The organism is Bradyrhizobium sp. P2_E8, assembly GCF_056403875.1.
In genome coordinates this window covers 1-12,791 of sequence record NZ_JBFUES010000099.1, presented here as the reverse complement: position 1 = coordinate 12,791, position 12,791 = coordinate 1, and the positions used below count along the sequence as shown (strand labels likewise).

Annotated in this window: 10 protein-coding genes, 1 tRNA gene and 1 pseudogene; 5 read left to right on the top strand and 7 right to left on the bottom strand. The window is 61.1% G+C overall.

Annotated features, from left to right (window positions below):
* Together AC1D00_RS08230 and AC1D00_RS08225 are read left to right on the top strand one after the other, a co-directional pair.
* The coding region (locus AC1D00_RS08230; protein WP_477010305.1) for a trehalose-phosphatase at positions 1 to 392 on the top strand (392 nt) is incomplete at its 5' end.
* Positions 393 to 625: 233 nt separating this feature from the next.
* Entirely contained in the window at positions 626 to 2,089 is a 1,464-nt protein-coding gene (locus AC1D00_RS08225; RefSeq protein WP_025576164.1) for a trehalose-6-phosphate synthase, read from the top strand.
* A gap of 200 nt (positions 2,090 to 2,289) precedes the next feature.
* Here AC1D00_RS08225 and AC1D00_RS08220 read toward each other — a convergent pair whose 3' ends face one another.
* The gene (locus AC1D00_RS08220; RefSeq protein ID WP_025575253.1) at positions 2,290 to 2,631 is read right to left on the bottom strand and encodes a hypothetical protein; all 342 of its coding nucleotides are present in this window, start codon (positions 2,629 to 2,631) and stop codon (positions 2,290 to 2,292) included.
* A 195-nt stretch (positions 2,632 to 2,826) separates the two neighbouring features.
* On the opposite strand from AC1D00_RS08220, the gene AC1D00_RS08215 reads away from it, so the two are divergent.
* Positions 2,827 to 2,916: transfer RNA gene (locus AC1D00_RS08215), tRNA-Ser, on the top strand.
* A 460-nt stretch (positions 2,917 to 3,376) separates the two neighbouring features.
* Positions 3,377 to 3,748, top strand: a complete 372-nt coding sequence (locus AC1D00_RS08210; RefSeq protein WP_135175006.1) for a nuclear transport factor 2 family protein — start codon at positions 3,377 to 3,379, stop codon at positions 3,746 to 3,748.
* 128 nt (positions 3,749 to 3,876) lie between these two features.
* Here the strand turns inward: AC1D00_RS08210 and AC1D00_RS08205 are convergent.
* The 5 genes and pseudogenes from AC1D00_RS08205 to AC1D00_RS08185 form a co-directional block, all read right to left on the bottom strand.
* Positions 3,877 to 4,172 (bottom strand): annotated as a pseudogene (locus tag AC1D00_RS08205) (oligopeptide/dipeptide ABC transporter ATP-binding protein); the annotation flags it as partial.
* 21 nt (positions 4,173 to 4,193) lie between these two features.
* Positions 4,194 to 5,777, bottom strand: coding sequence for an adenylate/guanylate cyclase domain-containing protein (locus tag AC1D00_RS08200; protein ID WP_477010304.1), 1,584 nt, complete (start codon positions 5,775 to 5,777; stop codon positions 4,194 to 4,196).
* Positions 5,774 to 8,602, bottom strand: coding sequence for a PAS-domain containing protein (locus tag AC1D00_RS08195; protein ID WP_477010303.1), 2,829 nt, complete (start codon positions 8,600 to 8,602; stop codon positions 5,774 to 5,776). The genes AC1D00_RS08200 and AC1D00_RS08195 overlap by 4 nt, the downstream gene beginning before the upstream one ends.
* Before the next feature lie 95 nt (positions 8,603 to 8,697).
* Positions 8,698 to 9,837: an FIST signal transduction protein gene (locus AC1D00_RS08190; RefSeq protein WP_025576252.1), complete on the bottom strand. Its 1,140-nt coding sequence runs from the start codon at positions 9,835 to 9,837 to the stop codon at positions 8,698 to 8,700.
* Between the two features lie 42 nt (positions 9,838 to 9,879).
* Complete coding sequence (locus AC1D00_RS08185) at positions 9,880 to 10,254, bottom strand: response regulator (protein WP_025576254.1); 375 nt, start codon at positions 10,252 to 10,254, stop codon at positions 9,880 to 9,882.
* A 354-nt stretch (positions 10,255 to 10,608) separates the two neighbouring features.
* On the opposite strand from AC1D00_RS08185, the gene AC1D00_RS08180 reads away from it, so the two are divergent.
* Entirely contained in the window at positions 10,609 to 10,968 is a 360-nt protein-coding gene (locus AC1D00_RS08180) for a hypothetical protein (RefSeq protein WP_404552009.1), read from the top strand.
* A 652-nt stretch (positions 10,969 to 11,620) separates the two neighbouring features.
* Here the strand turns inward: AC1D00_RS08180 and AC1D00_RS08175 are convergent.
* Positions 11,621 to 11,830 carry a PRC-barrel domain-containing protein gene (locus AC1D00_RS08175; protein ID WP_025576258.1) on the bottom strand — a complete coding sequence of 70 codons (210 nt, stop codon included), beginning with the start codon at positions 11,828 to 11,830 and terminating at the stop codon, positions 11,621 to 11,623.
* Between the last annotated feature and the right edge of the window lie 961 nt (positions 11,831 to 12,791).

Below are 12,791 nucleotides of genomic sequence, written 5' to 3'. Positions count from 1 at the left end.
TTCTGCTCGAGGACAAGGGCTATTCGCTGGCGCTGCATTACCGCCTCGCGCCGCATGCGGAGAAGGCGATCTTCGAGGCCGTCTCGCTAATCCGCGCCGACCTGCCCAATGCGCCGATCGAGGTGCTGCCCGGAAAGTTCGTCTGCGAGATCAAGCATTCCGGCTTCACCAAGGCGACGGGCGTGCGCGAGTTGATGCAGCACGAACCGTTCAGGGGACGGCGTCCGCTGTTCATCGGCGACGACGTCACCGATGAGACCGTGTTCGCGATCATGCCTGACATGAACGGGCTCGCTTTCTCGGTCGGCCGCCGCGCCATGGGCGTGAACGGTCACTTCGATGCGCCGAGCGATGTGCGCGCGTTCCTCGCGCGCCTGCTCGATCCGAGGTGAAACAAAGGCAGCGCCACGCCGCAGACATAAAGGCCGTCAGCGCAGCGCCCCCGCGCGCCGCAATGCATGCTGTGCAATCCAACCGGAAARGCTGTCTTTGCAGTGGGTTCCACAGGGGAAACCAGCTGCAACGCGCGCGCCCGATTTTGGTTTCAATTGGTTGAAACGATGATCAGGAACCATATTGATGAACATCAGTTAAACAGGGTGGAATGAACAGGAGGGGACGACCTGTGAACTTAGTCGTCGTTTCGAATCGCGTCGCGCGCGGCAAACCCAACGAGCCCATGACGGGCGGCTTGGCTGCGGCATTGCTTCCGGTTGTGGAACATTCGGGTGCCATCTGGGTGGGATCTTCAGGCCGCGTGCGTGACGGCCATCAGAAGGAACCGTTTGCCGAGATCGAGGCGCTGGGTTCGGGCGCGATTGCGACGCTGGATCTGCCGGCGGCGCATTACGGCGGCTATTACGAAGGTTTTGCCAATTCGGCGCTGTGGCCGGCGCTGCATTCGCGCAGCGATCTGATCCGCGTCTCGCGCGAGGACTATGTCAGCTATCGCGAGGTCAACGCCTTCATGGCGCGCGCCTTGATGCGCTTCCGTAAACCCCGGACCGCGTTCTGGGTGCAGGATTATCATTTCCTCGCCCTCGGTGCGGAGCTGCGCGATCTCGGCGTCGACGATCCGATCGGCTTCTTCCTGCACACGCCGTGGCCGGTGGCCGCGGTGATGCAGGGCGTGCCCAATCATCGCGAGCTGATCACGGCGATGCTCGCCTACGATCTCCTTGGATTCCAGACCGAGGAGGATCGTCAGAATTTCCTCGGTTATGTCGGCGGCGAGCTTGGTCTTGCCATCGATGACGGTGTTGTGCTGTCGCAGTACGGCCGCACCCGCTTCGAAGTCTTCCCCATCGGCATCGATGCGGAAAAATTCGCGCAGTATGCCGCCAAGTCGGCTTCGCATCCGGACGTGTCGCGGCTGCGCCGCAGCCTCAACGGCGAGCGGCTTGCGATCGGCGTCGACCGGCTCGATTATTCCAAGGGCCTCGTCAACCGCATCAGCGCGTTCGACCGGCTCTGGACCGAGCAGCCGCAATTCTTGCGCAGCATCTCGCTGCTCCAGATCGCCAACCCTTCGCGCGGTGCCATCGAGGCCTATGGCAATCTCCAGAACGAGGTCGCGCGCCTCGTCACCGACGTCAACGGCCGCCATGGCGAGGTGGACTGGACGCCAATCCGCTATTTGAACAAAGGCTTCAGCCAGGCCGTGCTCGCGGGGCTCTATCGCACCGCGCAGGTCGGTGTGGTGACGCCGCTGCATGACGGCATGAACCTGGTCGCCAAGGAGTATGTTGCCGCGCAGAACCCCGCCGACCCCGGCGTGCTGGTGCTGTCGAAATTCGCCGGCGCAGCGAATGAGCTCGACACGGCGCTGCTGGTCAATCCGCACGACGTCGACGCCATGGCGCGCGCGATCGCGATCGCGGCCGCGATGCCGCTCACCGAGCGCAAGATGCGCTGGGACGCGATGATGAAGAAGCTGCGCGGCCACACCATTCAGCAATGGTCCGCCGATTTCGTCGCCGAGCTGGAGAAGTGCCGCGTCGAGAAGGCCGCCGTCGCCCCGCTCGCAGCCCAGCCGCCGCAAGCGCTGCGCTGGCTGAAGTCGGCGATCTCGGGCGTGCGGTTGATTTAGTCCCTCTCTCGCGCCCCGTTCTTACAGGTAGGGGTGACGGGCTGCTTTCGCGCTCAACTCTCGATCTCTGTGCCCCTCGCACACTTTATCCGCGCGTCATGGCCGGGCTTGACCCGGCCATCCACGTCTTGCGCGGGCCCTCAAGAACGTGGATGCCCGGGACGAGCCCGGGCATGACGGCGAACCTCGAGTAACGCGCCTCAATAGCAATACGACACCCCCTCCAGAATCGCGCATTGCCGCTTGTTCGGCGCGTTGGGGTCGTCCAGCGGCACCATGCCCTTGCCCTGGCCGACGAACACGCCGGGCCCGACATGCACCGAGCTCTTGTTGCCGATGATCACGCTCGGATGCGGCGAGGCGCTCGAGCGCGTCCCGTCCGGCCAGATGATGGCATCGCCCGAAAGCACCCCGCGYCGCCCGTCGTCGCAGCTGACGTCGACCCCTTGCCGGCTGCAGACTTGCGCCAGGGCCGGCCCGGCAAGGGCGGAGCCGAGGGCCGAAATCAGGCCGAGCGCGGCGATGGTCTTGCGGATGGTCATGGCGTCCCCGGTCGTGTTTGGCATTCTCAAGTGAATCGTCGCGCCAAACCCGTCCTGGGTTCAGCCACAGGCGGTTCCGAAGCAGCCGCCGACGCCAGATATTGTCTTTCAAATACAACATCTTATGGAAAATTCACCCGATTTCCCCGCGGTCTCTTGCAAAATCGCCGGCGCCCCTTCAAGAGAGGGCGCTCCGGAGAGATGGCCGAGTGGCTTAAGGCGCACGCTTGGAAAGCGTGTGTGCGGGAAACCGTACCGTGGGTTCGAATCCCACTCTCTCCGCCAGCCAGCCGAAGTCACTTCGTACTTCGATGTGGAGACAGCCCGAAAATCCGGCCGTTTTCCTGCGTTTTTCCCGTCAGAGAAGTCCAACCGTCGGTCTAACTAAGCGTTCGATAGGCCCGGAGAACCGAATTTTCTCCAAATCTTAGTACCCCGCGATTCGGTCTAGTACGGCATTTTCCGGCAGTCCAAGCGCTTATTGGGGGAAGCGGTTTGGATCTCTCTCGCTCAACGAAGACGTATTGGTTTGGAAAGCGAGCAGCCCTTGCTCCCGTGAAGAGGGTTGGTCAGGCGGGCGTACACGAACCAACCGTCCATTTAGAATTTATACGAGGCCTGTTTTGGAATCCCTGCGATTCCGTTTTGCATATTTCGGCGAGGGCTTCGCTTAACTGAAGTTCCTGTGATTATCTAAGGTCCTTCAAGTTCGCTTGAAGGCAGGTAAATCAAGAATGGATTGCAGATGACAAAGCAAGAAGTCGATTTTGACTACATCCTTCGATCGAATCTAGAGCGGGTATTCAACGAACGGGATGACGATAAGCGTCGGACCGCCATCGATGATTTGTTCGTCGAACAGCCGGTCATGTATGAACCGACAAATATTGTAAAAGGTCGGGAAGCAATCTCGCGCGTTGCCGGCGATTTGCTCAAGCAATTTGGACCAGCATTTCGTTTTGTACCCGAGGGTGCAGCAGTCGGGCATCACGGATTGGCACATCTCTCATGGCACGCCGGACCTGAAGGCGGCCCGGTAACCGTGACGGGTGCGGACGTGGCCATTTTCGATGACGGCAAGATTTCACAGCTATGGGTACTGCTCAATGTGCGGTGAAATGTAATGGGTCCGCGTCTGGCCCTAACGCGAAGTAGCGACACCTCTCGCTGAGGTCTCCTTAGGGAGGCGTAGCAGGCCAGATTTTCTCACGGTGAGTTTGACCCATAACGAACGCGCCCTCCATCCTAGGGATGTCCGCTTTCGGTCGAGGCCAATGTCGTCTGACCGGCAATCTCGTCAGCTCGCCAACACCGGACCGAGTGTCCGTCGGGACGCGTTTCAAGCGATGGACCAGGCTCGCGACGACACACGGCTTCGGCGTAGCGACAGCGCGGGCTGAACGCACATCCGTCCGGCGGACTTAGCGGATTTGGAAGGTCGCCCCCTGTCGTCGCGAGCTGCGCACGGCGCAGCAGATCGGGATGGCGGAGATCAGGGCTGGCGCATACGGGTGCACCGGCCGTTCGAAGATTTCGCGCCAGTCGCGCGGGGGGACGCGCATCTAGAACCGACTCAAGAAAAACGTCTCCAGTTTGCCTTTGCCCTTCACGTCAATGCTGCCGCGAGGCTCCAGCGCGAAGAGACCGACGAGGTGACGCGCGATATCCTGGGACACGTGGATTCGATTTGGTAAAGAATAGGCCTCGAGCCGGCTGGCAACATTTACGGTATCGCCCCACACGTCGTAGAGGAAGCGGTGCGCGCCGATGATGCCGGCAACCACGGGTCCGGAATGTATGCCGATGCGGATTTGCAACGACCAGCCGAAATGCCGGTTGACGCGGTCTAGCCGGTCGATCATGCCGAGCGCCATTTTCGCGATCGCCGCGATCGCATCGGGGTTCGGATCGGGCAAGCCGGCGGCAGCCATGTAGGCATCGCCGATGGTCTTGATCTTCTCGACACCGAGCTCGCGCGCAAGCGCGTCGAATTCCGAGAACAACCGGTTCAAATACTCGACCGTCGCTGCAGGCGTGACCCGTGCCGAGTGCTCGGTGAAGCTCACCAGATCGGCGAACAGCACGCTCACGCCCTCGAAGCGGTCGGCGATCATGACTTCGCCGTGGTTCAGGCGGCCTATCACCTGCCGTGGCAGGATTGTCAGCAGCAGCCGCTCAAACTTAGCGGTCTCCTCCTCGATGCGGCGAAGATACTTCTGCTCGCGGTCGAGCCAGCGCTTCTTGTGCAAGCAAGCATTGATCCGCGCGCGCAGCAGGATCGGATCAAACGGCTTCGGCAGATAGTCCTCGGCCCCGGCCTCGATGCAGCGGACGGCGCTCTCGGTCTCCGCCAAGGCCGTGATCATGATCACCGGAATGCGGCGCAGCCGCTCATCCGCCTTCATACGCACCAGCACGTCAAGCCCGTTGATATCGGGCATCATCACATCGAGCAGGACGAGGTCGAACTCATCGTTGGCGAGCGCCTGCAGCGCCTGCTGGCCGCCGGCCACCGAACAGACGCGATGGCCGTCGCGGGTCAGTCGGCGCGACAGGAGGTCGCGATTGGCCTCGATATCATCCACAACGAGAATAGAACCGGTTTCGGTGACCGCATACGGCCGGACCGGCCCGAGGCTGCGCATCAAGTCGCTAACCATGACCGCGCCGGCCTGATCGGCGGCCAAGCTCGTCTCCTCGACATCAACCGAGAATCGCACGATGCGATCGAGACGCAGCAATAGGTCGGTGGCAGCAGCCAGCAGGCGATCACAATCTCCCCGCAGCGAGTCGCCTGGGAAACTGGCTGCATCCTCGCGCAGCATCTCACCATAGCCCTTGATCGCGTTGAGCGGCGTGCGCAGCTCGTGACGAAGATCCTGTTCTTGCGTGGCGGCCGCTGAGCCGGGCGGGCTCTTGGCGCGATCGCCGTCCACCAGCCGGTCGACCTTGTCGGCGAGATCCCGGGCTGCGCTGAGGATACGGTTCATATCGGGGAGGATGTCCGAGCGCCCGTTCCTGGACGCCTCTTCGTGCAGGATCTCTGCGTAGCCGAGCAAGGCGTTGACTGGGGACAGCAGTTCCTGGCGAAGGTGGGCAAGCTGAATGCGCCAAGCGCGCGCGCTTTCAGTGTCAATGATGCTCATGGCCGATCCGCGCACGCGCGCCGGGCGTGCCGGGGTACCAGCTCGTCCAGCGCCGCCAGCACGGCCTTGCCGCTGTATTCGCCCTTGTGCACCAAATGCTGTACCTGGCCGTTGAGGCGCGCGCGATCCTCAGCGGTCAGTGTCTTTGCGGTGACGACGATGACCGGGATGCGCCGCCAGCGGGATTCAGCGCGCAGCCGCGCGATGAACTCGAACCCATCCATTTCGGGCATCATCAGATCGAGCAGAATCGCGTCAGGCAAAGCCTCCTTCAAACGCTCGAGACCAACCCGACCATTCTCTGCTAAAGTGACCGTGCAATCGATCTGCCGCAAGGTGCGCCCCATCAGCTCACTGGTCGGAGCGTCATCCTCGACTATCAGCACCTGCCGTGCCGCGCCCCTTGGGCAGCACTTGTCCACTGCACGAACCAGTCTGTCGCGATCGATCGGCTTGACCAGGTAGTCGGCGGCACCGAGCGAGAAGCCAATGCCCTGGTTATCTACGATCGTAACCATGATCACGGGAATTTCGGCGAGGCCGGCATCTTCCTTCATGGCGCTGAGTACGGCCCAGCCATCCATGTGCGGCATCAGAGCGTCGAGCGTGATGACATCGGGCCGCAGCGTGCGGGCAAGCTGCATCGCCTCTTCGCCATTGGCAGCCAGGCGAACGGTGTAACCGCCGCGTTGCAGGTGTCGGCGCAGCAGCTCCCGCGCGTTGGGATCATCGTCGACCACGAGAACGATCGGCGCATGCTCGGGCTCGGCGACCTGCGGACGCTCGGAACGCTTCTCTGCCGCCAAACCCGCTGCGTCCGATGCAGCGCGCGTCACCGCCGGCAGGCGAACCACGAATGTCGTCCCCTTGCCGGCCTCGCTGACCAGCGTCACATCGCCGCCCATTAGCCGGCAGAAGCTCTTGGTGATGGCGAGGCCCAACCCGGTGCCGCCGTAGGCGCGGGTGGTGGAGGCATCGGCCTGAGTGAAGGCCTCGAACACCTTGGCCTGCTGATCTGGCGTCATGCCGATACCGGTATCGCGCACCTGGAACTCGACCCAGTCGACGACTTCGTCCATATCACGGAGCACGGTCAGCGTGATCGTCCCGTTCCGTGTGAACTTGCAGGCATTGCTGAGAAGGTTGAACAGGGTCTGCCGCACCTTGGTCAGATCGCTGTGCATCGTGCCTACCTCGTCGGCGCAGTTCACCACGAGCGCGTTGCCATTCTTCTTGGCCAGCGGGGTGATGGTCGCCGCGACGCTATCAATCATGGGCCGCAACTCGAAGGTCTCAAGATAGAGCGTCATCTTGCCGGCCTCGATCTTGGAAAGATCGAGGATGTTGTCGATCAGGCCGAGCAGATGCTTGCCGGCATCCTGGATCTTGCGCAGGTCCGCCATTTCCGATTCGCGCCCGGAACTCTGGGCGTCCTCGAACAGGATCTCGCTGTAGCCGATGATCGCATTCAAGGGCGTGCGCAGCTCATGGCTCATGCTGGCGACGAAGTTCGACTTCGCGCGGGTCGCCTGCTCGCTCGCCCAGATCGCCTTGTGCAGCTCACCTTCCATGCGCTTGCGGTCGCTGATATCGGCGAGGCCGTTGATCATCGCCGGGCGCCCTTCGAACTGGACGCGCTGCGACGCTAGGAGCGCCCAGAACTCCTCGCCTCCAGCCCGCTTGAGCAGCATCTCCATGCTCTCCACATGGCCGTGCTCGGTGAGCGCGTCGATGAAGCGCTCACGATGCTGCGGGTCTGCGTAGAAGTTTTTCGCTTGCAGGCCCAGGGCGGACGATCCTTCGAGCTCGAACATTTCGCTGAAGCGTTGATTGGCATACCGGATGATCCCGTCATCGAAGGTAACGATCGCCACCGCCATCGGCGCAGCCTCGRCAATGACACGCAGCCGCTGCTCGCTCTCCTGGATCGCTTGTTCGGCCTGCTTCACGTCGGTGATATCGGTGTAAGTCGCGACCGTGCCGCCGTCGTCGGTTTTGCGCTCGTTGATCTGAATCCAGCGCCCGTCGGAGCGGTGTTGTATATGCGTGCCCTTGGGATCGCGATGCCGGGCCAGACGTTCGGCGATCCAGGCCTCGACGCGCCCCTCCGCGTCGGGGATCTCGCCGCTCGCGGTCGCATTGCGGAGGATCGCTTCGAACGATACGCCTTGTTTCACGACATCGATGCTGCCGGTGCCGTGCATGTCCCGGTACCGCCGGTTGTATATCACCAGCCTGTCGTCGGCATCGTAAAGCGAGAAACCCTCTGAGATGCTCTCGATCGCGTCGACCAGCCGGCGCTGTGCCTCCGTTGCCTTGTCGCGCGCAGCAGCCAACTCCTCCTCTCGCCGTTTGATTTCAGTCACGTCCGTGAACACGCCTACAGTGCCGCCATCCTGCGTCTTGCGCTCGCTGATCTGGATCCAGCGACCGTCCCATTGGTGATGCAGAAACGGCCCTCCGGGGTTGCGATGTCGAGCAAGTCTGTGCTCGATCCATTCTTGAGGTCGTGCAGCTGCGTCGGGCACGATTCCACGCTCGACCACGGTCTTGATCAAATGCTCGAACTCCAGCCCTAGCCGCATAAGATCGGCCAGCCCCGGGTAAAGCTCGCGATAGCGCGAGTTGCACAGCACCATGCGATCACTAGCGTCGAACAGGAAAAAGCCTTCCGAGATGGTCTCGAGCGCGTCGGTCAGCCGAGTCTGGGCCTGCGCGGCCTTGTCGTGCGCCTCCGACAGCTCCTTCGAGCTCAGCTCCTGAGAGCGCTCGACCATCGCCCGATCGCTATCGAAATCGGTGTATGCGGAATCGACGGCTGCCACGAAAGACTGCAACGCAGCCGGTACTTCTCCCTCGACACCGAGGTGCTTTCTGAGCTGGCGTCGTAGCAGCCTGTGCATCGGTGCCCTGTGACCGTTCAGTCCTCGGCGAAAGTTGTGATGGTCATGGTTTGATTGTGCAGGCGGCACTCGCCACCGTGCATGAAGGGGGAAAGCTCGCCGTACGAGTAGAAGCCGGAAATCTTCGTATCCCTTCCGAAGACATCTCGGATTGCCTCGATTTCTTCTTCGGTGCGCTGCTTCATCACAAGCTTACGACCGACACAGCTCACCAGAATTGCCAGATCTGGTCGCCTGTCGCCCAGCCCGCTGAGGCTGGCCTTGGCGGCGGCCGTTGCGCCGTCGACCAGATCGTCAACGTTGGTCTTCATCAACTGTGCCGTTCCGCCCTGTGGGATGTCGCCTGCGAACGTCATCGACTTGTTCTGCTCGTCCACGGACAGGACTGTCCGGACGACACCCTGGCCGCCCTTTGCCTCGGTAACCAGGATTGGAAAGAGCAAGGCGGAGCTTGGCAACTGGTCGGCGTGCGGGCCTAGGTACGATTTATAGAGATCGAGCGCTGACCCCCCATCCAGCTCATAGAGGATGTTTCCCTCGGCCCGGGTGATGGTGCGCAGCGGCCCAAATGGCTGCCAGCCGCCCATCGATCCGTAGCCAATGCGCAAGTCGTCGCCATACAGACCAACCGTTGCCACGCGCTGGGGACCCGCGCCGCCGTCGGCAATGACCCAGGTCTCGGCAAAATTGGTTCCGTCTCCGGAAAGGCCGCCGGTGATCGACACGCCTTCCGAGACGCCGCCCGCGAGACCGTGCGCCAGGTCGGAGCCATTGACGTGCAAGCCGTCCGAAAGCACGAACACATGGCGCAATGAGGCGTCGTTCAATTGCTGCGCGAGCTCCTTGCCGACGTCGTAGCTCGCCTTCGCCTCACCAATCGTGGCAGAGGCGAACCGCAGTCGCGTATGTTCAAAGTCGACAAGAGTGGCAATCACCGAGTCGTCGACGACCACGTCGCCGGCAATCTCGCCGGAAGTCGAGCAACCAAGCATGGCGGCCCCTTTTAAGTGGTCGCGCAACTCGCCCACGAGGGTCCCGGCCTGCACCAACGATCTAGCACCGAAAACGAACACGACACTCTGTCGTCCGACGTCGCCAGTTGGCAAATTCGGCCGCCACCCGTCACTTTGGGACCACTTGTACTGAGCCGTTTTCATGAGTTGTTTCCTCTCGTCATCTGTCCGGAACTTGTAGGTCGTCTACTGTCCCGCGGCCGCGAGTAGCGTTTCAATCTTTCCCAGCAGCCTCTTCAGCTCGATCGGCTTTGTGTCGTAGTCGTCGCAGCCGGCCTCGAGGGCCTTGTCCCGGTCGGTCGCCATGGCGTGCGCCGTCAGCGCGATGATGGGGATTTTGTGCAGCTCAGGCGTGGCCTTGATCCGGCGCGTCGCCTCCCAACCGTCGATCACCGGCAGGCTCATGTCCATCAAAATGAGATCGGGCCTGTCGCTCGTCGCCATTGCCACGCCGCGCGCTCCGTCCTCGGCAATGGTGACCTCATAGCCGCCACGCACCAGACGCCGCGAAAGCATGTCGCGGTTCATCTCGTTGTCTTCGACCAGCAAAATTTTGGGCATTGCACAGCCTCGAACCGGACTGTGAGCACTGCTTGCCGGGACAACCCGGGCCTCAATAGACGCCTGAAAATTCAACCTAGCACTTAAGCCTACCTGTCGCATCACGGAAAATGGTGGGTAGTGGCGGCGACAAAGAATTCCAAGAGTTCTATAAGATCATACCGCCTCCAATGAGGTGTGGTTCCGCGTGTAGCAAGGAGAGCTCGTCATTCAAGACTGTGCGTAAGCGGGACTGCCCTAAGTTGGTAGCCCCCATTAGGCCAAACGTGTGATGTCACCTACTGGCCCCATCCGTCCTTTTTGAATCTCGCAGAGGACTCTAAAATGGCAAGAATGCAAGCTGGGCTTGTTGTAATGACAACGCTGCTGCTGTCAGGTTCTGTCGCCGAGGCACAGCAGGCGGGCAAGCCCTGCGCCGGCGATATCAAGACACTGTGTGCCGGCATTCAGCCCGGTGAAGGCCGGATCAAGGCCTGCATAGAATCGCATTTGACCGGCCTATCGCCAACCTGCGAAGACCGCGTGCTCACGGTGGCGGTGACCGGAAAGGTATGCAAGACCGATGTTGCGAAGCTGTGTGCTGGTATTGTGCCCGGCACCGGCGGTATCAGAGCCTGCATAAAATCGCACATGGCAGAGGTGAGCGATTCCTGCAGGGATGCGATGTCTCAGGCAGTGGCAGGCAAGAAACTCTTTCGGCGCGGGGATCTTTAGAAATCGTTGTCCGCGAGCGCGCCCCATCAGCGGGGATCAACGAAGCGCTCACTTGCTGCCGGCGAAAGTCCGTACCGCGCGACGTTTGCAACTGGCACCGAGCGCTTCTTCGGCCATTGAGTGTAATGCCGCTGTCGCGACGAGAGCCTCGATCGTCTCGGGATGCCGAGTCGACCCAGGAAATTTCACCCCGAGCCGCTCACAGATCTGTGCAGGGAACGCGAGGTAACTCGCGTCCCTACCGCGAAGACGCCATTTGCATGCGATGCATGAGTCTGAAAATGGCCCGTAGGCGAAGTCCAGACCGGCTCACCCGTGGTCCGATTTGTGGGGCAGAGCGGAAGCGGCTCGTCCGGGCGCACCCGACGCGATTGACCCCAAGCGGGCCTTGCCTTAGGCCGCCTCGGATGTCCGCGCCTCTCGCATCTCGCGTCGCCTGCGTTTGGAACCGAAACATTTTCTAGCCTGAATGATTTACTCCCGGGGGCTTCGCAAGATGCGAGGCATTCATGAATCCTCTTTCGGCGAGCGACGTGTTCCTTACGGTCTCGGTTATGAGCACGACGTTCCTGATTGAGATCGGGTTTTTCATCCTGATCGGAATGTTCTGAAATAGCGCGCTATTGGGGGGTGCGCAGCGGGGTGCGACGGTCTAGTTCTCCTTGAACTTTATGGTTGAGACCGGCCATCTTCCGTCATGACCTTTGATTGAAATCCGAAGCCCGTGCAATTCATCCAGCCAAACGTTCTCGACCGTGCCTGCCTTTCCGTCGGTAAGGACGACGGTTTTGCCGATCAATTCGGATTGCGCCTTACCGTACTCATTCAAGATCGTCGATGCACGAAGCTTCACCGGCGGCATCGTTCATCCATGTTCGGTCGAGCCGACTGCGGTTCAACCGCGCGGCTTGTTCCAGTGCTCGGCCGCTTCGAATTCGCGGAGCCGATCGATTTGTGCTCTCAGGCTCGCCGGTAGTTCCGGCTCTGGTTTCAGCGACGCACGTAGTCTCTCGCCGATCTCTCGAACGATGGCCCGACTGTGTATGTGGTCAATGTCAATTCCGTTGCGCATGACGGAGCCTTCGGTTCGGCCAGCACGCCGTGCACTCCTCCCGCAACCGATCGAGGCACTGCTGGTTCTTTTGAAAAGAACCGGAGACCGTCGCTTTTGGCTATCTGCGCGAGCGCCTGTATTGAGAACAGCGGGTCGTTCGTCACGACCTTTGGCTATCCGCGACATGCGCCGTGTTACTACCGGCGAGCGACGGCCTCAGTTTTTCTAAAGCCCGGCGGACGCTTTCGTTCCTTGATTTCTGATCGCGACTGCGATGTTCCATTCCGAAGGAGGAACCTGCTCAGCGGCTAGTCGCTGGCGCCGTGGAAGCAACTTCCGATGCGGCCGAAAACATTGGGCCGCAGCGGTTCGGGAACCATTTCTGAGAGTGCCCGGTTAGTTCATGGGGCGATAAAAGGGGATCATCGTCATGAGGACCAAATATCTCGCTGCGATTGCGATAGCTGTTCTTGCTTGTAGTGGGCTGGTCGTGAATTCGGTCGGATTGCTTCATCGCGAAAAGCAGTCCACTCGGGCCGCCATACAAGTGGTGGACCGATTAGCTGGGTCCTTGGATCCGTATTTGATGCGGTCTGGTGGCTAAAACGGCCGGTGTAATTCAGAAATGCATTGGTGGCGGCGCTGCCTTAAGTCATGGGGCATCGGACCCGTTCGGCAAGCAAGGCTGTAACGCCTTTGCCTCACATCCCATCGCGCTCGCATCCATACGTCGCATTCCTCGCCTGTCGGATTGAACGCTGCCTCTGCC